Here is a 23,134-nt window from a genome sequence, read left to right as displayed (position 1 = left end):
TTCCACGATCATTCCTTTGGCGATTAAGGCCGCAATCGAACTTCGTTCCTTCAAACTACAACCAGTATAGCTCACGGCGGAAATAAACAGCGGGCACAACGGTCTTAACAAACGTGCGGTAATCATCCGGCGGAAACGGCAAAGAGGGACGATCGGCAGATGATCGTCCCCCTATTCGCCGAACGTTCGTACACGTCGGAATTTATTAACCCGCCTCCCGGTCAGCGGGATAGCCGTTAGTTCATGCGCTGTTTCGCTGTCGACATGGCATCCGATTGCTTCGCCTTGAATTCCCGTCTCCTGCGATGAAGAATCGGCTCCGTGTACCCGTTCGGCTGGCTGGTGCCTTCAAAGATAAGCTCGCAAGCGGCTTGAAAGGCGACGGAACCGTCGAAATCCGCGGCCATCGGACGATAGGCCGGATCACCGGCGTTCTGCGCGTCTACGACGGCGGCCATCCGCTTCAGCGTGTCCATGACCTGCTCGCGCGTACAGATCCCGTGACGGAGCCAGTTGGCAATATGCTGGCTGGAAATCCGCAGCGTGGCCCGGTCCTCCATCAGTCCGACGTTGTGGATGTCGGGCACTTTCGAGCACCCGATGCCCTGTTCGACCCAGCGGACGACGTAGCCGAGAATCCCCTGCGCGTTGTTGTCCAGCTCCTGCGCGATTTCCTTCTCGCTCCACTCGGCATTCTGCGCCAGCGGGATGCTCAGTATGTCGTCTCGCTGGTCGGCGAAGGATGCCTTCAAGCGGTTCTGAACCGCCGCTACGTCCACCTCATGGTAATGAAGCGCATGCAGCACGGCCGCGGTCGGGGACGGGACCCAGGCGGTAGTGGCACCGGCCTGGGGATGGCCGATTTTCTGCTTGAGCATTTCTTGCATCAAGTCCGGCATCGCCCACATCCCTTTGCCGATCTGAGCGATTCCCTGCAGACCGCAGGCCAATCCCACGGCAACATTCGACCGTTCGTAGCTTTGCAGCCATCTCGACGTTCTCATCTCGTGCTTCCGAATCATTGCGCCGGCTTCCATCGACGTATGGATCTCGTCGCCGGTGCGGTCCAGAAACCCGGTGTTGATGAAGACGACCCGCTCCTTCACGCTTCGGATGCAGGCTTTCAGATTGAGGGACGTTCGACGCTCCTCGTCCATGACCCCGATCTTGAGCGTGTGCCGTTCAAGGCCGAGAAGGTCCTCTACGCGGTCGAACAGCTCGCCGGCGAATGCGGCTTCTTCGGAGCCGTGCATCTTCGGCTTGACGATATAGATCGAGCCCTTGGACGAATTCGCAAACTTGCCGTTTCCGAGCACATCGTGTTTGGCGATGAGCGCCGTGAACACGGCGTCCATCATTCCCTCGTATACTTCCCGGCCGTCCTGGACGAGTATCGCGGGGTTCGTCATTAAATGGCCGACATTGCGGACGAACAGAAGCGATCTGCCGCGAACGCTGAACGCTTCGCCGGAGGGAGAGACATACTCCCGCTCCGGGCGGAGGGAACGCTTGATCTCTTTCCCGTCCTTAAGGAAGGTCGTGTCCAAGTCTCCCTTCATCAGGCCCAGCCAGTTCCGGTAGACATGCACCTTGTCCTCCCCGTCGACGGCCGTCACGGAATCTTCCGCATCCATGATCGTCGTCAGCGCCGCTTCCATCAGGATGTCTTTGATACCGGCGTCGTCGGTGCGGCCTACGGGATGGCTGCGGTCGATCTGGATTTCGAAATGCAGGCCATGATTGCGGAAGAGCAGCGCGGACGGGCTTTCCGGCGACCCTTGATAGCCGATCAGTTTACCGTGCTCCCGAAGTCGGGCCGCGTCTCCGCTTCGCAGTTGAACTGCCAGTCGGCCTTCCGATACGGCGTAGTTCACCGCGTCTGCGTGCGATCCCTTCTCGAGATGAATCGTACGGTCCAGGAACTCCCGCGCGAACGCAATGACTTTGCCGCCCCGCACCGCGTTGTATCCGGAGGTTCGTTCCGCGCCGTCTTCATCGCCGATCGCATCCGTGCCGTACAGCGCGTCGTACAGGCTGCCCCAGCGTGCGTTGGCCGCATTGAGGGCGTACCGCGGGTTGTTGACGGGAACGACGAGCTGCGGTCCGGCCTGCAGGGCGACTTCGTCGTCCACGTTCGCCGTGGAGATTTGAAAATCTTCAACGTCAGGTTCCAGGTACCCGATGGCCTGCAGGAACGATTTGTAAGCTGCGAAGTCAAATCGGTCGCGGTTCTCCAGATGCCATTCGTCCAGCAACCGCTGCATCGTATCCCGACGATACAGCAGTTCCGTATTGCGTGGCCCCAAGTCATGGATCAGACGATCGAGACCGGACCAGAATGCATCGTTCTGCACGCCGGTTCCCGGAAGCGCTTCCGTTTCCACGAATTCGTATAAGCGCCGATCTACCTGAAGACGATGCACGTTGACGTAATTAGTCATGTTCGTTCCTCCTTGAAGCGATATTCGTGTTCATAATATTGAACGTTGTTTATTGAATTCTATCACCCGTCCTCCGATCGGTCAATTTCTTCCTTGTGCCCGTTACAGGCGGAAATTGACTGAATCTATCGTCAATGATAGGATCAAATCAGTTCATAATAGCGAACATCGCCCTAAATACGAGGAAGGTGAGTCATGGAACATAAATACAGCGTTCCCGCTCTGGAACGCGCCAACGCCGTGTTGACCCTGCTCTCGGAGCAGCCCTATGCGTGGAAGCTTTCCGATCTCGCCAAGCGGCTCGACATCAGCAAGAGCACGTTGTTTTCCCTGCTGCAGACGCTGGAACGCCTGCAATGGATCAGCCGCGACCGCAACGAGACCTATGCGATCGGCAGTGCACTGGGACAGCTGGGCGGTGCGTTCTTCCGACAGTTCAATTTGACCGAGGATTTCAAGCGGCTGGCCGAACCCGTCATGCTGAAGCTGAAGGAATCGGTGCAGCTGGCGGTCCTCGAAGGCGCCGACGTGCTGTATTTGGCCAAAGTGGCGGCCAGCAGCCCCGTGCAGATGGTGTCGGGTCCCGGCGCCCGGTTCCCCGCCCATGCGACCGGTCTCGGCAAAGCCTTGATGAGCGGTCTCGGCGAAGAGGAGATCCGGCAGCTCTTTCCGCAGGCGGCTCTGCCGAAATCGACGGTTCACACCATCGGCTCGCTGGATGTGCTTCTGCAGAATATCCGCCAGGCACACGAGAACGGCTATGCGACGGATATTCAGGAAGGCGTCATGGGCTTCTGTTGCGTGGCGGCTCCGGTTCGCCGTCCCGACGGCACGACGCTGGCCGCGGTAAGCTGCTCGATGCCTATCCATCACTGGGAAGGCAAGAAAGAAGACGCGACAAGGGAAATCATCGCGCTGGCCCGCCGGCTTTCACCGGGCATCTGAATTCGATCGCGGAGGGCTCCCGAATAAACGAAAGACCGGCGGAAGCTTTCGCTTCCGCCGGTCTTTTCGTTGCGGTTAGTTTTTCACGTAGACCCGGAAATAATCGAGGCTGAATTTCGCCGGAAAAGTGCTGGAAGTCGGATTGTAATTGGTGTTGCCGCCGATAGCCAGATTAATGAGAACCTGCGGCGCCGGACCCTGCCAGGTGAAATTCGATCCTTTGACCAGCGTGCCGTCCACCCATTTCTGAATTTCTCCTTCTTTCCAGACGAGCGAGTACAGGTGGTAGCCGGCGGAGAAGTCCGTTCCCGGATGCCATACCCATTGGTTTGTCATGATGTTGTAATAATTATCGCCTACGCCGGCGCCATGGTCGTATCCCGTCCAATCGTACTCGTTCTGGGTCGGCGTATTGAAGAATTCGAAGATATCGATTTCGGACGAGGTCGATCCCGTGCCGCCTGGCGAATACATCCAAAAGGCCGGCCATGTGCCGGTTCCGTTCGGGATTTTGGCCCGCAACTGGAACACGTACGTTTTCCCGTTCGATGGATAGAACGTTTCCTTCGTCGTGATTTGGCCGCTGCTGAGGCCGCCGTCGCTGATGCCGCCGAGATTGGCTACGGCGGTCAGATCCAACGAATTGGCGGTCAGGACATGGTTGGTCGCGTTGATGGGCTGATAGCGCTGCCATTCGTTGTTGATGACGGTCGTGCCCGCGATTCCGTAGGCATTGAACGAATTGGAGAGCGACGTCAAGCTGTTCACGTTTCTGGAGGTGCCGAACGAATAATCTTTGTAGAGGGCGTATCCGGCAAGGCTCGGTCCTTCGGAGGAAACCGGCGTCGTTCCGTCGGATACGATGAGCTGCGGCGCGTTGGCACCTTCTTTAGAGGAGAAGGCGACCTCGCTTCCCGCGGTGGATTTCAGGATGACCGAATAGATGCCGTTGGCCGAAACCAACGAATTGACATGGAAGGAATAGGTTTTGCCGGCTGCGAATGCGATGTTCTTGGATTCCTGCAGGCTGCCGACGGCCGGTTGGTTATTCCAGGCGAGGTTCGCCTCCGTCCACGTCGTGTTGCCCGTTCCCGCGTAGGCGCCGACCGTCGCCGTTCCGCCCGTCACGCAGGTGACTTTCAGAATGGCGTCCTGAATCGTCCCCGCGCCGCTGGCCGTAAACTTCAAATAAGCTTTTTTGTCCTGCGCGCCGTTAACGCTCAGGCTGGTCGTGGCGCTTCCCATGAACGACGTTCCCCACATCCATGCATCGTCCGATGCGCCATAGGACAACGACTTGGCGTTGGCCTCCCTGCCCCATGTCGCCAACAGCGCGGACACCATCAAGACAGCGAGGAAGAGCTGTATTGCCGGTTTCGCCTTTCTTGTCATTTGGATTCCTCCTAATCGGATAGTTGTAGCGGCTGTATTGCCTGGCAGCGTCTGGCCTCCTTTCTTCCTTAGGATGAAATACACAGCGATTATAATGGAAATGTCCGCAGCTTACTGCGATCTATTGTGACCGTATTGATGTTATTGTTACCTCTTTGGATGCGGCGGACGCTCCCCAATATTCATAGCTTACGCGTGCGTGAGCTTAATTTAACCGTTATTCGTACCTGCCGGTTCCATGCGTACATGGATGCCTTTACGGCTTCAATTTTGATTTTTTTTCTGTTTGGATAACGTCTCGAAATATTCTAGAACGACCTCTCGGAATTCCAGCGCAGCCGGCGATATGTAACGACTCTTGTGCCACAACAAAGCGATTTCCCGCACCACTTCGTGCGTCTCTACCTGGAGATATTTGATTTGCGTTCGTTCGTTCCTTGCCGTGCTTGGTATGAAGGCGATGCCGATTTCGGCTTCCACCAGATCGACCAGCCTTGCCGGTTCGTCCCCCTCGTACACAAAACGAGGCACGAATCCGATCGATTTGCATACCGCGTCCATCAAATCGCGCGTACCGTAGCCGACCTTTACCCCGACAAACCATTCATCCTTCAGCTCGATCAAGGATACGCTGCTTCGATCCGCCAGCCGATGCCCCATTGGAACGGCGACCAGGATGGGATCGATGAACACGATTTGACATTCGATATCATTCCGTTCGATAGGCGGCGAGGACAAACAATAGTCGACCTGGCCTCTCTCCAAAAGCATAATCATTTCCTGCGTGGTCAGCATTTGCACATGAAATTGAATATTGGGCCGCTTTTTTCGGAATTCCCGAAGAATGTTATGTAAGACGCTTGCGCTGGTCACCCCTAATTCAATGGTGCCATGATCGAGAGTGGATAAATCGCTAAGCTCCAACCTCCCTTGCTCCAATTCGAACAAGGCTCTTTCTGCCCGCTGAAGAAATCTTCTTCCGAGCTCATTCAATTGAAGCTTCCTGCCTATACGATCGAATAGCGAGACGCCCAGATCTTCCTCCAGGCGTTGAATCGTTTTGCTTAAAGACGATTGCGTCACGTGCAGACTCCGGGCAGCTTCGGTCACATGCTCCGAACGAGCTACCTCGAGAAAATAGCGCAGTTGAAGAAGTTCCAATTCGCACACTCCATTCATTCCTTTGGGTGAATGAGATTATAACATGAAATGCGTTGGAATGAATAATTGAGATCAAGGATCACGGTCAGCAGCGATTTGTTCGAAGGCAAAGAACGCGGCGAAGCGATGGGCACCTTCGTGCAGACAACCGTGCTGACCGGCGTCTTCACGCATAACCGCGCGACCGCCGTCGGAGCTTTCAGCTTCTTCCGTTATATGGGAATGGCCGTCAGCCCGATTATAGGCAGCTTGTTTTATAATATCTGGGGCTGCTGCCAAAAAAGGCATGACTCCGGTAAAATACCGACCTCATGCCCGACAGGTTGCGTAATGAACGATAGCTAACTTTTATGGGACCTGTTGGTTATTTTTTAACTACTGGCACCCAAAATTCCCCGTAAAACGTGCCGTCGCCGTTATCTTTGCGATAAGTCGCATTTGGACCGCCGATGTAAGCATAGTCGGTGATTTGGGACAAGACCTCGCCAAAAGCTCGGTAAGTCAGCTGGTCAAACAAAGCTTCCTTGTCGCCGTTTCCAGCTACCACGATGTATTCGCTCTCTGGAAACTCGATCATGCGCGTTGCGTCAGCCACGGATTTCCCGGCTTCCACCGCAAAATAATTCCACGGTTTACCTTGATAAACCTCATTAACCGACCATTCGCGATCGTCTTTTGCGGCACCTTTGAGCTTATCAAAACGCCCGTCAGCCTTGAGTCCTCCCCAAAACGCGGCTTTTTCCTGTTGCATGGCCGGCATGTCTTGGAAATTCGACTGGATCGAAAAACCATAAGCGGTCAGAGTGAACGATTTTTTGTGTTCCAATGTGTAATCTGCCATGTGAGTGCTCCTTTTAGCCTTCGATTTTTTTTACGCGAAGCCGCATTTCGCCGTAGAATTCACCGTTCTCAGCTGCTTTGACGAATGTTGAGTTTCCAGGACCGACGTATTTGTAGTCCGTGATTTCTTGCAGCATGCCGCCGAAAACGTTGCCCGTGATTTCGTCGGCAAGGCGGTCTTTATCAGCGCCGGTGCCAGGCACGACGAGGTAGTCGCCGGCGAGGAAGCCGAGGACGACCGCGCCTTCCGCTTCGAACTCGCCCATCACGCCGAAGCCGCGCCAAGCCTTGCCGTCGACGACGTAGTTGATTTGATATTCTTGCCCGTCGGCGAGCGCGAGAAGTTCGGCAAGCTTGCCGTTTTCAGTGATTTCGGCGTTTTTCGCCGCGGTTTTTGCCGCATTGCCTGCCCAGTCGTCGTAGTCTTCAAGCGAAACGCCGTAAGCCGTCATTTTGTAGTTTTCCGAGATGGTTTTGATTGCATAGTTAGACATTTTTTTCGCTCCTTTGTGGTTTGTCTTTACAGATTGATTCTATTTCGAGAATGTATCAAAAAGTGATACTTTTTATTGAAAGGCTTTTTTGCTACGTTTTTGCTACAATAAAAGCATGAAAAAAACAGAACGAGTGAACCTGATCATGCGCTACATCAATAACCGCGCGCAGTTTACGATTGCCGAGATTCAGCGGGAGTTCAAGATTTCCCGCGCGACGGCGATCCGCGACATTAACGAGATTCAGGCGATGGGTTTTCCGCTGACGACGGAGCTTGGGCGCGGCGGCGGCTACCATGTCCTGCAAAATCAGTATTTGCCTGCCGTCCGCTTCACGACGGAAGAGCTGAAAGCGATTTTTATCAGCTTTATCGCTTCGAAAAATTCGCAACTGCCTTATTTGCAAAATCGCCGTTCAATCACTGAAAAACTCATCGGCATCGCATCGCAAACCCAGCAAGACGAGCTGATCGAGCTGAATAATATCTTGCTTTTTGAAAATACGAATCCTGCTAATCCGAATCTGTTGGAGCTCGATGATTCGGCGCCTACGGAACTGAACCAGCTGATATCGCTTGCCGTGCGGGACAAGCACTTGCGCTTGACGTATGAGGAGAGTCCTGGCTGGCCGCAGTTGATCGACGTTTTTTTGCTGCATATTTTTAACTCGAACGCTCGGTGGCTTGCAGAGGTTTATGATTTCGGTACGGATGAATTTCGTTATTTGCCTGTTGAGCTGCTACGGGATTCGGCCATTTCCGATCAGGGGATGAAGTGGTCCGAACAAGAAATAATAAGCAAAAAACGGTTTGGTGCGCGTGAGTCCAATCTTATCGTGAAGCTTGATGCGACCGGAATTCTGCGCTTCAAGCGTCTGCATCCCCCGGGAATTATTTTGTCCTTTACCGGAATGTTCCAATCGAGCGGGATTTTCAATGCTCAACTGGACGTGACCGATGTCGAGGCGCTGGCGTATTATGCGGATTGGCTTTTGTTTTTGGGGAAAGGGGTCGCGTTTGAACGGATTCCCGATGAGCTGCGCGCGATTTTGGAAGAGCGTTTAGGGGTACCGCAACAGTTTAACGAATAACCGCCATGTTAAACAAGCCCTCGTTATCTATCGTAAACGCAATAAAGCTGCCGGCAAGAAGATTGCCGGCAGCTTTATTCTGCAATTACACGACCGTTGCCGCGATGGCGTTTCCGAATATCGGGATTGGGTGCTGGGTTACAAGATGCGCGCGGCATCGGAATCGGATAAGCATCTCCGTTCGTCTCTGTTACATGATCGAAATCGCTGTTTCTCTCACTTTCTGTTCGTTTACCTCTAATCCGAGCCCCGGACCGTCGGGCACGAACAGATAGCCGTCTCTGAATTCCAATTGATTATGAAATAACGCCGACAGCTTCTCGTTATGTCCGGTAAACTCCTGGTGGTACATGGCATTGGAGACGCTTGCGCAGAAGTGTAAGCTTGCGGCGGTTCCGATCGTCGGCTGGGTGTTATGGACGACGATGGGTTTACTCCAAGCTTCGCACAAGGCGGCGATTTTCTTGGCTTCCGTGAATCCGCCGCATTTGACCAAGTCCGGTTGAATGATATCCGCTTTGCCTTGCAGGATGAGATCGCGGAATTGCCAAAGCGTATATTCATGCTCCCCCGCGCTGACCGGGGTATCGAGCGCATCCGCTACCTGCGCCATGGCCAAATAATCGTACTGAGGCGTCGGCTCCTCGAACCATGCAAGACCGACATGCTCTTCCAGATAGCGTCCGATCTGAATGGCTTTATGGGCGGTATAGCCGTTGTTCGCATCGAAGCCGATTTTAACTTCGTCGCCTACCGCGGCGCGAATCGCTTTCATCATCGGAACGGCGGGGTCGTTCGCGATCTCTCCCTTTAACGGCCCGTAATTCATCCGCAATTTAAGTACCGTATAACCATTTTCCACCTGGGCGCTCATGATGCGGGCAACCTCTTCGACCGTTGCTCTTCCATCCCATCCGTAGCTGTAATAAATGTTCACCCGATCCCGAAAACGTCCGCCTTGCAGCTGATAGATCGGTTGGTTCGTCGCTTTGCCGATAATGTCCCACATGGCCAGATCAACGCCTGAAATCGCTTCCGACTGCGCGCCGGACGGACCGAGCTTATAAGGCGCAAGCAGCAACTTCTGCCACAGCACTTCGACATCGAAAGGGTTGCCGCCGATCACATGCGGCTTCAAGGCATGCACGGCCATGGCTTGAAGAACATGCCCGCCCATGGGCGAGCACTCCCCCCACCCGCTGATCCCCTCGTCCGTCTCCAATTTGATGAACAGACTGCCCCAAGGAAACAGGTACGTGGTCATATTGGTTATCTTCATCGGAATACCTCCTTGTACATCGAATATTGAATATATTCTATATATTCTGATTTCGTTCGGAAACTCCTTCAATAGATTTATAGCTGCTCACTTTCCTTAAGGGAAGATTCTGGATAGATGGTATAATCGTAATCAAAACGCCGTAGTTAAAAAGGAGTTCTGCCAGCTATGTTATTCGCTCTGATCATTGGCTGCGAAGTCGCGTTTTGGGTGCTCGTGCTTGCCGGATTAGTTTGCCGCTATCCGCTGCGGAACAAAAAAATAGGAATGGTTCTTCTTGCCTGTACGCCTGCGATGGATCTCGTTTTGCTCGCGGCAACGGTCATCGACCTGCATAGAGGTGGCGAAGCCGGCTTCGTCCACGCTCTGTCTGCCGTCTATGTCGGCGTTTCGATCGTATTCGGCAGCTCGATGATCCGTTGGGCGGACATACGTTTCGCACACCGTTTTGCCGGCGGCCCCCCTCCGGCCGAGAAGATCAGAGTTGGAAAAGAACATGCCCGCAATGAGCGGCAGGGATGGCTTCTCCATCTTCTTGCTTGGTTAATCGGTTGTTCCTTGCTCTATGCCATTATTTTGCGGATCGGCGACGAAGCCCGCACAACCAGCCTTTTACAGGTCATCCGCGTATGGTCATTGGTCCTCGTGATCGATTTTCTGATCAGCTTCAGTTATACGTTTTGGCCACGTAAACCGAAAAAATAAGTTCGCTCGGTTTGTATCCGGCAATGGACATCCCCGCCCGAAGAGGCCGCGGTAAACCCCGCGGCCGTTGCATCTCCGTACGCTTGCCGGTATGTTCAGTGATTGTCATATTGGATGGCCACATAAACGAAAACTTTCTCATCCTGACTAAAATCGTTATCCGCGTGTCCCTTTACCCTCCACTCGGCAGCGTAACCTTCAGGAACCTCCACCTTATTCACCTCGGTACCGTCCGGGTACTGCCCCGTTTCTGCCGGCGATCGATTACCTCCGCCAACCGTTGCCAGACTAAGGTCATAATCTTTACCTTCCGGGGAAATCATGGAGACCGTAACGGTGCCATGGAAACCCTCAGGGGGACTCCAAGATCCGCTCAGCTCTTGTCCAGGTGACGATATGTATCCGTAATATAACGAATACTCGTTATGGATCCCTTCGTATGAAGTAGTCTTGGAATCGGATAACTGGAAAGAGCCCGTTTTGTTCAGTTCAATCCGAACGGGATCTTTACGGTCTGTCGTTGTTCCGTCACCGAGTTGACCTTGACCGTTCAACCCCCATGACCAGAGGGTTCCGTTACTTTCAATCGCCAAATTGTGGTAATCCCCTCCGCCGATGGAGTCTACCGAACGGAGACCCTGCACCTGCACCGGAGGGTCTGTTCTTGACTCGTCGCCCAGTTTAATCGGCAGGCCGGCATCGTTGAATCCCCATGCCCAGACGTTTCCGTCGTCTTTGATGGCCAAATTAATGTATCCGCCCGCAGCAATGGAGACGACCGAATTGAGATCCCGCACCTTGAACGGCTGATCGGTTCGATCTCCGCCCCAATCCAAATCGGATTGAAGTCCTCCCCATTCCCAGACGGTCCCGTCGCTTTTGAGGGCCAGACATTGAAACATCGCTGCATCGATGGCCACCACCGAATCGAGGTAGGGTACTTGAACAAGATTCGACGGTTTGCCTAGCGTGCCGGTGCCGATCTGCCCGCTATCATTGGATCCCCAAGCCCAGACGTTTCCGTCGCTGTCGAGGGCCAAATTCGTATAATTGCCAGCAGCGATGGCGGTTACATCGAGTGTATGGCCAACCGAATCTTGCGTAATCACTTGCACGGGAGCATTTCGGTTTGTCGTTGTTCCGTCACCGAGTTGACCTTGATTATTCGATCCCCAAGCCCAGAGCGTCCCATCTCTTTTGAGGGCCATATTATGATCAGCGCCGGCGTCGATGGCAACTACTGAATCAAGACCCATGACTTGAACGGGCGTCACGCGATTTGTCGTTGTTCCGTCACCGAGTTGACCAGCGAAATTCTGTCCCCACGCCCAAACGGTTCCATCGCTTTTGAGAGCCAAACTATGCGCAGCGCCTGCAGCTACGTCGACCGCATCCGTGATGCCATCGACCTGAACGGGAGTGTTGCTGCCGCTGTCCATACTTCCATTGCCGAGCTGGCCATTCCAGTTCTCTCCCCATGCCCATACTGTACCGTCGCTTTGGAGAGCGATCGTATGAAAAGCCCCTCCATCAACCCGTTGCACTGTTTTTTCCGCAGCCGCCGCTATGTTGGATACCGATACAAGACCTACAACCAGACAGATGATGACCATGAATCGCAGAGTTCGTTTTACCATCCTGATTCTCCTCTCCTCCTGTTCAGACGCATCTAAAACCAACCTTTCGAGCATGACTTGGCAACCGCCTCCACATCAAAACGCCCGAGCTTGGACCGGGGTCAAACGGTTGGGAAAGAAGTAACCGCCCATTCCCGCGGCCAGCCTCTCCTTCGTTTCCGCTTGCTCAGCATAACCGCCCTTTCGAGCACCTAAATTTTACCATGAGAAATTCGGGTTTCAATGTGCTGATGGGACTACTTTGACCGTGCCTTATCGTCGACAACGATCAGGACCGCAAGATGCCTGCGGCGGCAATAGCCATGTCGCACCGGACGCTTGCGCAGGAGATTAAACGTCTTTCCCAAGGCGCCTGGTGCCAGAGAATTACTGCGGAGAAAAATATCAATATCTGTATATATGTGGAATATAGGATAGGTTTTTGTCTTATGAAAAGAATGGGGACTTGTATTTACAAAATAAAAAAACCGCGTCCATAACGCGGCGGATAATAGTATCCGTAGGGGTAGAAAGCTCGGAGAGCTTTCTCCAATCAGTCTAATCGCGTGCCGTAGGACATGGTCCAGATTGGATCCAGACCGTCATTATACGCATTGCCCGTCCATGGCGTGCCGCAGATGTGCAGATAGGCGTACGGAGTGCCGTCGAACATTACCCAGGCGCCTGCATCCCGTACCGTATTCGGCAGACCGCTTTGCTTGGCGTCAAAAGGCCATATGATCATCCAATGGGGACCGATCGGAATAGCCGGGCTTGTTCGGTCGAAAGGATCGGTGTTGCTGTGCTGCGCGGCGCCGCAGAGCATATAGATGAGGCCCGGGGCCCGATTCGTGGGCCGTGGCCTCTTGGCGATTAAGTCCATCATCCATTGCAAGCCCATGGGGTCGGCACACATGGGCGGATTGCCGATCTGATTCTCGTCGCCGGGAAAACAGACCCAGTTATTGGTGCCCCGCCGCAGGATGACCAGATTGCCGTCCCCATCCATTTCCGCGACCGTCGCCTCATTGGTGACGTTCCGAGGGCCGGACAACATCGCCCGCGCAATCTTAATGCGAAGGATCTGTTCATGCTTCGATACAGGGACCGGCTGTCCGGGCGGCATCATTGCAATCGCACTGTTACTGTAGGAGCCGGAGGCTCCTTCCTGAGATACCGAAACGGGGACGTGACTTTCATGATGAGCTGAAATAGTAGCAAGCGGATCGATAGGCGACTTTCCGTTCATTGCGGCTGCTGTTCGGGATGCCGCGGCGGAGCGATTTCCCCTCGTTTTTTTGAGCGTTGATTTTCGCCGAGCCATCCATGTCTTCCTCCCTGTTTTTGTCCGCTATATAAAGGTCGCATCGCACGCCGGCAGGACAACCGTTTTCTCCACCCAAATATATTTCAGGCATCCAATATTCATGCTAACTATTTCACTTCAAGTGCTTGCTGTTGCGCTGCCAAACACCTAATTCTCTATTAAAGTCCATACGAGCCGACGCAAAAAATCAAAAATAGTCATATAAATATAGCATCATAGAAAGGGGTTGGTCATGTGACTCGACTAATCGATGCGCGTACATCGATGGGGATCAATGCAACGGATTTTAATCCCGATCCGTTTCCTTCGGACACGCCCGTGCTGGTGGGACAAGTCGGCCTGAACGTGCCAAGCACGACGCCGGGTATAATCCGGGTTCAATTCGACGGTATCGTCGGCATTCAATTGCCGGAAACGCCAACAGGCGGAATCTTCGTAACCTTGACGCTCATTCGGGGTTTCCTGCCGACGGATGACATCGTGTACGAATCCTTCAGCAGTTTTGATACGGTCAACAATAACCAGCTCATTCCGTTCTCTGCCTCGGATTACAATGTTCCTGCTCCCGTCAGCGGCGAACTCGTATACACGCTTTTTTTGGAAACGCCCAATGCGGGTCCGTTCGTACTGCGATCCGGGCCGGAAAATTTCAATGCTTCGGTATATACGGATTAGAAAACGGCAGCCATGACGGCTGCCGTTTTCTTGACTAAAGCGGAGCCGGCACCCGAGAGCTTCCGTTCCTCCCCCCTAAATCGTATACATACAGTTCGATTTGTGAACGATGATAGGTAAACGAAAGATATTAAAGGGGTATAAGAAAATGCCTTTCATTGCGTTGGACATCGTATTCGTGCTTGCGGCATGGCGCTGGGGAGATTGGAGACACTGGCGAAAATACCATGCGACCATTTTGTATTTCTTGCTTGGGGACGTTTTTTATATGCTGCTGACAAGAAACCATCCGCTATGGCAGCATCAGCCCTGGCCGCCAATCCATAGCTATATCGGCGTCGAACTATGCTGTTTTGTATGCTTTGCGTCTACCGCGCTCATATACCTTGGTTTTTTCCCGAACGGGATCGGTAAGTCGATCGCATGGATTGGAGGTTGGGTAGCCGTTTACTCCTGCATTGAAGTCATTTATTTGTTTTGCGGAGCGATGAAACATTTTAACGGTTGGACGATGCTTGATTCCGTTCTATTCAATGTGACGATGTTCCCGATGCTTCTCTTGCATTTTTACCGGCCTTTAGTAACGTACATAATCTCGATACCGATTGCGCTTGCAATCGTGATTATCTTTCAGGTTCCAATAAGATGACAGCTCTAGGTTACGTCGATTTAACCTGTCCGCTCATTCATGGTCACGCGCTTACGTAATACTGCGCCTGCGCGTTCCATAGCTCGGCGTATTTCCCGCCCCTGTCGGCGACAAGTTCGTCGTGGGAACCTCGCTGAATGAGCCGCCCCTCATGAAACACCGCGATGTCATGGCAGAACCGGCAGGACGAGAGCCGGTGCGAGACGAAGATCGCCGTCTTGTCGCCGATGATTTCATGAAATCGCGAGTAGATCTCGAACTCCGCGATGGGGTCCAGCGCCGCCGTCGGCTCGTCTAGGATCACGAACGGCGCGTTCTTGTACAGCGCCCTCGCCAACGCCACCTTCTGCGCTTCGCCCCCCGAGATCTCAACGCCGTCATCCGAGAAATCCTTATGCAAGCAGGTTTCCAGCCCGTCGGGCATGGCCTTTAGCTTGTCGCCAAAGCCCGCGGTTCGAAGGCACTCTTCCGCTAATTTCGCGTCATACGTCTCGGAAGCGGCTACGTTTTGTCCAAGCGAAAAGGAGTACAGCTTGAAATCCTGAAACACGACGCTGAAGATCCGCATATACGCTGCGTAATCGTACTCCCTTATATCCACGCCGTTCAATGTAATCACGCCCTCCGTCGGCTCATACAGCCTGCACAGGAGCTTGATCATCGTCGTCTTGCCGCCGCCGTTCATGCCCACGATGGCAAGCCGCCGGCCGACATGCAGCTTCATGCTAAGGCGCTCGATGGCGTAATTGCTTGCGCCGGGGTACTTGAACGACACGCCGCGAAATTCGAACTCCAAATCGTCTTGCGGGATTGGCCGGCTGCTGCCGCTCTTTCGTATGTTGTCCGGCAGGTCCAGATAATGGAACATATGATCGAGATACGGGTTGTTGGTGATGTAGTTTCCCAGAACCCCGATCAGATTGGCCAATGCTCCGACCGCGCCGGTGACCGCACCGATATACTGCACCACGCTGCCTAAGGGATACATGCCATATAACGCCCGCAGGCCGATAAACAGATAGACGCAGCCTGCCAGCAGGGCATTCACTGCCGCGGCCAACGCGTTATTTTTTCCCAGGTAGTCGAAGAACTTGTACCAGTATGCCAACCCGTCCGATTTCTTGTAATGTTCCTCGATCGCAGAGGCTTGTTTATACAAGCGAATGTCCTTCGCGGCGTTCTTGGCCTGCATATATTCGTTGAAAAACTGGATATAGGTGTTTGCCTTCGGATTGATCTCGAACGATTGCTGCAGGATCCGCTGCTCCCGTTTCTTGACGACATAAGTAAAGGGAAGAATGAGCAGAACGAGCAAGATCAACAAACCGGTGGCAAACGGCGACGTGATGAATGTCCGCTCGTAGGACGAGGCCGATGAAAACATGCCGAACACCAGCACGGTCGCCGCCGCCAGCTCAAATAAAGGCTGCAGCAGCGCTAGAAGGCTCCAGTGCAGGCGCAAGATGCCAAGGCCGTTGCCGTTAGCCTTGGCCTCGATATCCGCCAGATTCTCATTCGTACCGGCATCTTCGATTTGATCATAATTCAATTGCATGTACCGATTGCCGAGGAAAAAGTAGAAACGCGCCCACAGCGTGCTGTTCAAGGTCGTAATCCGGCGCGTAACCACGGCGTTTAATGCCGACAGGACGAACGCGAGTCCCACGGCAAGCGCGGCGTACAGCATAATCCGCCCGACGTCGCGCGCGCCGGCCAGTTCGTTGATGATCCGGGCGGACAGGAAGAGCACCGCGAACGGTTGCGCGGCCTTGATGAAGGATCCGACGAACGTAAGCGGAATATAGGCGGGCGTCAATTGATGTACGATCCCGTAACCCCGCCAAAGGTTATGCCAGATTGAGCGCGTTTTCATGCTCGGTAACCTCCCCGTCCTGATAGTAGTGCGACTGAACGATAAACATCTCGGCGTATTTTCCGCCATGTCTCATAAGCTCGTCATGCGTGCCGCACTCGGCGATGCCGCCGCCGTCGATCAGCAGGATCCGGTCGCAAAAGCGCGTGCTTGCCAGCCTGTGCGAGATATAAATCGATGTTTTGCCTTCAGTCAATTCGGCGTAACGCTGATAGATCTCGCTCTCGGCGATAGGGTCGAGCGCCGCCGTCGGCTCATCCAGAATGATCACCGGCGCGTCTTTATACAGCGCCCGCGCCAACGCGAGCTTCTGCTTCTCGCCGCCTGAAAGCTCGATGGCGTCGTTATGCACGCGCCGCACAAGATGCGTCAGCTCGCCCTGCTCAAGCCCGCTTACCTTATCGATAAGCCCGGACAGCTCCAGGCATCTCATGACCTTCTCGCGGTCGGTCCGATCGGCGGTCTGCTGCGATACGTTGCCGGCGATATCCACGCAAAAGAGATGGATATCCTGAAATACCGTAGAGAGCAGCGTGTAGTAATCGTCTCTGTTATATCGCGCAATATCGACGCCGCCGAGCGTAATCTCGCCGCTTGTTGGCCGATAAAGACCGCAAATGAGCTTAATTAACGTCGTCTTGCCCGCGCCGTTCGCGCCGACGATGGCAATGCGTTCTCCCGGCTCGATCTCGAGGTCGATGCCGGAAAGCGTCGGCTCCTCCGCATCCGGATACGCATACCCGACGTTCTTAAGCATTATGGCCGGCGGCAGCAGCTCGCCGGCGGGCAGCGCATGGCCCGGTCCGGTATTCGAGCGATCCGGCACGTCCAGATACACGCGTATGTCCGACAGCTCGCTAAGGGCGCGCAATAGCTCGCTCGAATGGGTCATGATCCCCGACAGCCAACCCGCAAACGCGCCAATGGCGGCAAACACCAGCACGAAATTCCCTAACGTGATCTGGTCGTTCAGCAGCAGGTAGATCAGAAAGGCGTACGCTCCGCCGTCGCGTATGAGGCTAAGCAAGGCATCCGACAGCTGCGCCTTCATGTCTCCCGTAGCTACCTTCTGCTCTTTGCCGTTTGCGGCGGCATGTACGTTTCGAAAGACTCCGCGGATTAAACTGCCGAGGTCGTAAAGCCGCACGTCCTTGCCGCCGGAAGGCTCTTTCGCAGCCTTGTGCATATACCAAAGCTTGCCTTGAAGCTTAGACCGCTCTTCGCGCGTATCCCGCTCGATCTTGCGCGCACGCGAGAGCGCAAACCAATTAATCCCCGCCGACGCGGCCAGGAAAAGAATAATTAGCGGGTGTACGGTCACAATGACCGCTCCGTACGTAAGAAATCCCAAGAGGTTCAATACTAGCTGCGACATCACGCGCGGGATGTTGGAGGCGGGAGAATGATTGCTTTGCATCGCGCGACCCGCCTTCTCGCCCAGCTTTGCGTAGCCGGGGCTCTCCAGCACCTCGAAGTCCATGTTCAGCAGTTTGCGCATGGCGATCTGAAGATGGCTCAATATACTGATGGTGCCCACGGATTCATTGGTAATGAGGTCGGCGTAGCTTTTCGCGCAACTCAGCGCGGCCAGGAGCAGCCCCATCATGCCCACCGACATGATAAACTCGCCCGGCGCGACATGTGCGGTAAGATTGTCGATGACGATTTTGGGCATCAGGATATTGACGAAAGGCAAGGCGACGCCGACAATCGCCGAGATGGCGCAACAGATCAGCGTTAGGGGCCTTGCCTGCACGTGCAGCCGCATGGAATAGGCAATGTTCGACCATGCGGAATACGCTGCTTTTTCTTTTGACACGCGAATACCTCCTTCGTTGAATATGTACAGTGCGCACTGCCGGGAAGAGCATAACGCATTCCCGCATGCAATCCTATAAAGCATTGGTTGAATGGCTGGCTCGGCTTCGATTCAACCGCCGGTTGAGTCGTTCCGCGGCGTGAACCCCGGGTTACGCGGTTGGGGAAACAACCGGAAGCACGATGGAGAATACCGTTCCCTTCGGACCCGTTTTCACGACTTCCATTCGTCCCCCATGATCCTGAATAATCTTATGCGATATGGACAAACCGAGCCCCGTGCCGTGACCTTTCGTGGTATAAAACGGTTCGAATACCTTTTCTTTCGTCACCTCGGACATCCCCGATCCCGTGTCGGACACCTCGATGCAGACTGATGTATCGATTCCATAAATCTTTATGCCGATATGGCCAAGGTCCTCCATGGCATCGATTGCGTTTTTGAACAAATTCACGAGCACCTGCACGATTTTATCCCGCTCTACTTTCACGAATAAAGAATGCTCGGGATAATCGACATGGAGCTCATGGCCATTCCGCTCGATCTCCGTCGCCATGATCGAGACTGCCCTTGCGACACAAGACGCGATCGATTCCGTTTTGACATGGGACAGGTTGGGTTTGGAAAATTGCAGGAACTCGGAGGTGAGTTCGCTGACTCGCGTAATTTCGTCCATGATCATGGGGTGATAGCGGTCAATATCCTTATAGTCGTTCTGATGGGCTAATTGGAGAAACCCTTTTATCGTCGTCAACGGGTTACGAATCTCATGGGCCATTCCTGCCGCCAGCTCTCCGATTACTTTCAACTTGTCTGCGCGGAAAATATGTTCGTCGCGATTCATCCAAATTTCTTTCTTTTGCAGAAACAGCTGATTTTCAACATCGGCGATCGTTTCGCTTGCAGAGCGTCCATCGGATAACGCATACGCATAAATAATATCCAAATGAGGATACGCAATAATGATCGCAGCCAATACTTCTCTAATACTGTCTTCAGGCGTCGGTTCGGCAACCGTTTCCATCGCGATCGCGAATTCGCTCCCGCCGTAACGGGATACGATCGAAGAACCGAAGTGAAGTTCCAGCTGGCTGGCGATATCTTTCAGACCATGGTTGGCTTGCTCGTACCCGTGCTCGAAATTCATGGATCTTAAGTCTTGGCAGCTCAAGATGATTAGATATACTTCGCCGCGTTCTTTCATCCTGTTCAGTTCTTTTCGGAATTCATGATAGTTGAGCAATCCGGTCAGAACGTCTCTTTTCAATAAGTCATTGTTCTTTTTCTCCAGGCTTTCCTTCTCTTTTTGATTGCTTTTTATTTTCCATATCAAGGTAACGAATACGAGCGAGCTTGCAATATCGGAGAGCGTAACGAGCAGCGAATAATCGTTGATCGGGGAATAAGAAAAACGGATCAGACTGTAGACGGTCATAATAAAAAGCATGCTGAAGATCTCGCGTATTAAATCTTCGCTGCGCGTTAGTTGCCGAATAAGCAAGATCACATAGATCATTAAGCACCAATTCAGCTGGCTTAACCAATGAAATAGGATTAACAACATCAATTGCAAGTACGTGTGCTTGTGGGTATTCGGGTTGGCGTTAAATGCGATCAACATCGCGATGCCCGTCGCAATCATGATGTAGGCGTGATCTGTCCGTCCTAAATAGATCGATGAAAATGAAATAATAGCGATCATGATCGGAAGCAATATTTTATACAGGACGGTGTTTACCATAGCGACGTCACCTATATTCTCCATATCGTTCCGCTCTCCGTCTCATGCAGAGAACGAATAGTTTTACTATTCGCTATATTGGCTTATTTTCCTTTTGTTAGTTAAGGAGAGAAATGGCTTTCGACAATGCGCATTATTTCGATGTCGGTTAGCATAAATGCCGCCCGTAACGCAATAACCTATTTGGGGCGACATTTGCTCCTGCTATTCATCATGACGAGTTATGGGCAACTTCCGGTTGACATATATTTCCTTGTCTTATATAGTTAGTTACATGAGTAACTAACCAACTAGGCGAAAAGCCGAAAATGAGGTTATTAAAATGACTATGAATACTGATTCAATTCTCGATCGGATCCCCGCGCTGAAGCTGCAAGGGCTTGTTAAAACGTTTGGCAAGAAGTCGGCGGTCGACGGCATTGACCTCGTCGTCCATGCAGGGTCGTTCTTCGGTCTAATCGGTCCGAATGGCGCCGGCAAGACGACGACGCTATCGATGACCACGGGCTTGCTTCGCCCGGACGCGGGCACCGCCCTGATTTTCGGAGTTGACATGTGGCGGGAACCGGGACGCGCCAAGGAAATGATCGGCGTGTTGCCCGACGGATTGTCGATGCCCGAACGGCTGACCGGCAAAGAGGTATTGAAGTACGCAGGCCTCCTGCGCAGGCTGGACGAGAATACCGTGAACGCGCGCTCGCAAGATCTATTGGGCGTACTCGACCTTGTCGAAGCCGAGGATCGTTACGTTAGCGATTATTCCACCGGCATGCGCAAGAAGATTGCGCTGGCTGTAGCGCTGTTGCATCGCCCCCGGCTTCTGGTGCTTGACGAGCCGTTCGAAGCCGTCGATCCGGTATCCGCGTCGGTCATCAAGAGAATCCTTCGCAAATTCGTGGATAACGGCGGCTCCGTGCTATTCTCCAGCCACGTGATGGAGACGGTCGAGCAATTGTGCGATTCGCTTGCCGTCGTTGCGAAAGGCTCGGTTAAAGCTGCCGGGACGATGGATGCCGTATGTGCCGGAAGAACGCTGGAAGAACGTTTCATCGAGCTTGTCGGAGGCACAAGCGGCGAAGAGGAGGCATTGCCATGGTTACTGTCCTAATCCGTATGAAAATGGCGGTGCTGCGCAACAGCATGCGAGGCAACAACCTTGGACGACTTGGCTGGGGCAGCCTATTCGGACTAGCCGCCGTGTACTTCACCTTTCATTTCGGCCTTCTTGGTTACGGTCCGGCTCTTGACGCGAACGATAAGCTTGCACTCCTTTACGGAATTTGGACATTGGGATGGATCTTCGGGCCGATCCTTTTCGCAGGAGAAGACAAGACGCTTCTGCCGGAAAATTTCCGCTTTCTGCCCGTAACTTCGCACCGTCTCGCGACGGGTTTGCTTGGAGCCTCTTTATTCGGCGTGTCTGGACTGATCAGTCTTCTTGCTTTCTCCTCCCTCATCTTCTACGCGCTGCAAACGGGTGGCATTCCATCGGCGATCATAGCTATTCCCGCTGTTCTGCTGCAGCTTGCGTTCGTTGCATCATTATCCCGCGTCGTTACCAGCACGCTTCGGAAGCTCGTCCGTTCACAAGCCAGTTCCTTTTTCAGCGCCATGATCACCGGCGGGATCATGGCCTTTTTCATAACGGGATGGCTCCTTCTGGACCTGGATGCCAGCGGCTTCGCGAACGGATTTCCCGCGGGCTTCTCCATGCTGCTGTACGCCGTTCCATCTAACTGGGGCATTCTCGCCGTCAATGCAACCGGAGACGGGCAATGGTGGCTTTCAATCGCTACGCTGACAGGCTTGGCTATTCTTACAGGGCTGCTCCAATCCGTCTGGGCGCGCTTGCTGAACAAGCGATTGACGACCTCTTCTGCCAGAGCCGGCGTTCGTCGATGGAACGCGGCACGCGGTGTCCGATCAGGTCTCTTCCCGGGACCGATCGGCGCCGTCGCCCTCAAAGAATGGATCGCATGGAGACGGGATTATACGCGGAGCGGGTTTGTCTATTTCGCGTTGTTTTATAGCTTGTTCTTATGCTTGTATCCGGCAATTGCCGGGCATCTGGCGGCACTGCCCTGGGTCGCGCCGATCTTCGTCGTCACGGTGGCGGGATCGACCGCGAATTTGTACGGGGCAGACGGAAGCGCCCTTTGGATGACGCTCGTCACGCCGCAAGCCGAACGCTTCGACGTGCGAGGACGTCAAATCGCCTGGCTGATTATCGTCGCTCCGACCGCCCTTGCCCTCGCGATCGGACTGATCGCGATAAGCGGTCAAGGATGGGCGCTGCCTCTGTTGCTCACGTTAACGATAGCTGCTTTGGGCGGAGGCGCGGGACTCGTCGCGTTGAACTCCGTTTACCGGCTCGAACCGATGATCGATGCGCATAAGCGCGGAGACGATATGTTCGATCATCCGCTTGGGATGTGGCAGTTCATATCGGTCATGCTCGTATTGCTGATTCTCATCGCGCCGCCGTCCGCGCTGACGATTACCGGCGTCTTGCTTGGGTTGGATTGGCTGCAATGGGTCGGAACGATTGTCTCGATCGTATTTGCCATCCTCTATTTCTGGTGGTTTGGTCGTCTGGCCGTCGAGAGATTAACAACCTTCGGTCCCGAGCTGCTCCATCGGATGCTGCATCACGGCAAGGATTCATCATCGGCTTCCGTTCCCGATACCCTGAGCAAACCATCGGTTTTCGTTGTCGCGAACCGAATGTCCCGCGCCAAAATAATTCAAATTTCGGTTTGCGAAATCTTGGGCATGCTGGCCCTATTTCCCCAAGGAATCGTTCCGCTTGCCATCAAACTTTTCGGTGGAAGCGAACGGGCATGGTTTCTTGCTCTCTACTTGCCCGATCCTTGGCAATGGCTCGTCATCGCGCTCATGATCTGTGGCGGCCTGCTCGCAGTCGGTTATGCGGCAATCGTCTACTTTACGCATAAAGCCGCAGTTCGCAACGAAAAATCGAACGGATATGTGCAATGATGCCGGAAAATGCAGCTGTCATCGTTGATTGTGCGCTTGCCTGTACCTGCAGAATGCAGCCAAGCGCGATCGTTATGCTTCGTTGCAGAT

19 protein-coding genes are annotated in these 23,134 nt (G+C 53.7%); 8 read left to right on the top strand and 11 right to left on the bottom strand.

Annotated elements, in window-relative coordinates; genetic code table 11:
- Positions 1-236: 236 nt before the first annotated feature.
- Positions 237-2,441, bottom strand: coding sequence for a malate synthase G (locus AC50YL_RS20480; protein WP_494834317.1), 2,205 nt, complete (start codon positions 2,439-2,441; stop codon positions 237-239).
- Between the two features lie 195 nt (positions 2,442-2,636).
- On the opposite strand from AC50YL_RS20480, the gene AC50YL_RS20475 reads away from it, so the two are divergent.
- Positions 2,637-3,386, top strand: coding sequence for an IclR family transcriptional regulator (locus AC50YL_RS20475; RefSeq protein ID WP_494834316.1), 750 nt, complete (start codon positions 2,637-2,639; stop codon positions 3,384-3,386).
- A 75-nt stretch (positions 3,387-3,461) separates the two neighbouring features.
- On the opposite strand, the gene AC50YL_RS20470 is transcribed toward AC50YL_RS20475, so the two are convergent.
- Positions 3,462-4,778, bottom strand: coding sequence for a CBM96 family carbohydrate-binding protein (locus AC50YL_RS20470; RefSeq protein WP_494834314.1), 1,317 nt, complete (start codon positions 4,776-4,778; stop codon positions 3,462-3,464).
- Between the two features lie 264 nt (positions 4,779-5,042).
- Positions 5,043-5,939: a LysR family transcriptional regulator gene (locus tag AC50YL_RS20465; protein WP_494834312.1), complete on the bottom strand. Its 897-nt coding sequence runs from the start codon at positions 5,937-5,939 to the stop codon at positions 5,043-5,045.
- 66 nt (positions 5,940-6,005) lie between these two features.
- On the opposite strand from AC50YL_RS20465, the gene AC50YL_RS20460 reads away from it, so the two are divergent.
- Entirely contained in the window at positions 6,006-6,284 is a 279-nt protein-coding gene (locus AC50YL_RS20460; RefSeq protein WP_494834311.1) for a hypothetical protein, read from the top strand.
- A 19-nt stretch (positions 6,285-6,303) separates the two neighbouring features.
- Here the strand turns inward: AC50YL_RS20460 and AC50YL_RS20455 are convergent, their stop codons facing one another.
- Both AC50YL_RS20455 and AC50YL_RS20450 read right to left on the bottom strand, forming a co-directional pair.
- The gene (locus AC50YL_RS20455) at positions 6,304-6,780 is read right to left on the bottom strand and encodes a GyrI-like domain-containing protein (RefSeq protein WP_494834310.1); all 477 of its coding nucleotides are present in this window, start codon (positions 6,778-6,780) and stop codon (positions 6,304-6,306) included.
- Positions 6,781-6,793: 13 nt separating this feature from the next.
- Positions 6,794-7,231 carry a hypothetical protein gene (locus tag AC50YL_RS20450; protein ID WP_494834309.1) on the bottom strand — a complete coding sequence of 146 codons (438 nt, stop codon included), beginning with the start codon at positions 7,229-7,231 and terminating at the stop codon, positions 6,794-6,796.
- A 157-nt stretch (positions 7,232-7,388) separates the two neighbouring features.
- Between AC50YL_RS20450 and AC50YL_RS20445 the strand changes: the two genes are divergently transcribed.
- Positions 7,389-8,363, top strand: a complete 975-nt coding sequence (locus AC50YL_RS20445) for a helix-turn-helix transcriptional regulator (protein ID WP_494834308.1) — start codon at positions 7,389-7,391, stop codon at positions 8,361-8,363.
- A 190-nt stretch (positions 8,364-8,553) separates the two neighbouring features.
- On the opposite strand, the gene AC50YL_RS20440 is transcribed toward AC50YL_RS20445, so the two are convergent.
- Positions 8,554-9,642, bottom strand: a complete 1,089-nt coding sequence (locus AC50YL_RS20440) for a mandelate racemase/muconate lactonizing enzyme family protein (RefSeq protein ID WP_494834307.1) — start codon at positions 9,640-9,642, stop codon at positions 8,554-8,556.
- Between the two features lie 168 nt (positions 9,643-9,810).
- Between AC50YL_RS20440 and AC50YL_RS20435 the strand changes: the two genes are divergently transcribed.
- On the top strand, positions 9,811-10,347 hold the full coding sequence (locus AC50YL_RS20435) for a hypothetical protein (RefSeq protein ID WP_494834306.1): 537 nt from the start codon (positions 9,811-9,813) through the stop codon (positions 10,345-10,347).
- Between the two features lie 95 nt (positions 10,348-10,442).
- Here AC50YL_RS20435 and AC50YL_RS20430 read toward each other — a convergent pair whose 3' ends face one another.
- Positions 10,443-11,984, bottom strand: a complete 1,542-nt coding sequence (locus tag AC50YL_RS20430) for an RCC1 domain-containing protein (RefSeq protein WP_494834305.1) — start codon at positions 11,982-11,984, stop codon at positions 10,443-10,445.
- A 532-nt stretch (positions 11,985-12,516) separates the two neighbouring features.
- Positions 12,517-13,287: a hypothetical protein gene (locus AC50YL_RS20425; protein WP_494834303.1), complete on the bottom strand. Its 771-nt coding sequence runs from the start codon at positions 13,285-13,287 to the stop codon at positions 12,517-12,519.
- Between the two features lie 237 nt (positions 13,288-13,524).
- Between AC50YL_RS20425 and AC50YL_RS20420 the strand changes: the two genes are divergently transcribed.
- Both AC50YL_RS20420 and AC50YL_RS20415 read left to right on the top strand, forming a co-directional pair.
- Entirely contained in the window at positions 13,525-13,965 is a 441-nt protein-coding gene (locus AC50YL_RS20420) for a hypothetical protein (protein ID WP_494834301.1), read from the top strand.
- 148 nt (positions 13,966-14,113) lie between these two features.
- The gene (locus AC50YL_RS20415) at positions 14,114-14,614 is read left to right on the top strand and encodes a CBO0543 family protein (RefSeq protein ID WP_494834300.1); all 501 of its coding nucleotides are present in this window, start codon (positions 14,114-14,116) and stop codon (positions 14,612-14,614) included.
- A 43-nt stretch (positions 14,615-14,657) separates the two neighbouring features.
- On the opposite strand, the gene AC50YL_RS20410 is transcribed toward AC50YL_RS20415, so the two are convergent.
- From AC50YL_RS20410 to AC50YL_RS20400, 3 genes are all read right to left on the bottom strand, one after another.
- Complete coding sequence (locus AC50YL_RS20410) at positions 14,658-16,487, bottom strand: ABC transporter ATP-binding protein (protein WP_494834299.1); 1,830 nt, start codon at positions 16,485-16,487, stop codon at positions 14,658-14,660.
- Positions 16,462-18,306: an ABC transporter ATP-binding protein gene (locus tag AC50YL_RS20405; protein WP_494834298.1), complete on the bottom strand. Its 1,845-nt coding sequence runs from the start codon at positions 18,304-18,306 to the stop codon at positions 16,462-16,464. Before AC50YL_RS20405 ends, AC50YL_RS20410 begins: the two co-directional genes overlap by 26 nt.
- Before the next feature lie 151 nt (positions 18,307-18,457).
- The gene (locus AC50YL_RS20400; protein ID WP_494834297.1) at positions 18,458-20,047 is read right to left on the bottom strand and encodes an ATP-binding protein; all 1,590 of its coding nucleotides are present in this window, start codon (positions 20,045-20,047) and stop codon (positions 18,458-18,460) included.
- 322 nt (positions 20,048-20,369) lie between these two features.
- Between AC50YL_RS20400 and AC50YL_RS20395 the strand changes: the two genes are divergently transcribed.
- Both AC50YL_RS20395 and AC50YL_RS20390 read left to right on the top strand, forming a co-directional pair.
- Positions 20,370-21,155, top strand: a complete 786-nt coding sequence (locus AC50YL_RS20395; RefSeq protein ID WP_494834296.1) for an ABC transporter ATP-binding protein — start codon at positions 20,370-20,372, stop codon at positions 21,153-21,155.
- The gene (locus AC50YL_RS20390; protein WP_494834295.1) at positions 21,140-23,044 is read left to right on the top strand and encodes a hypothetical protein; all 1,905 of its coding nucleotides are present in this window, start codon (positions 21,140-21,142) and stop codon (positions 23,042-23,044) included. Before AC50YL_RS20395 ends, AC50YL_RS20390 begins: the two co-directional genes overlap by 16 nt.
- Positions 23,045-23,134 lie beyond the last annotated feature (90 nt).

Source organism: Paenibacillus sp. J22P277 (assembly GCF_059383675.1).
The sequence above is the reverse complement of the archived record's forward strand: the minus strand, read 5'-3'. Positions and strand labels throughout refer to the sequence as shown.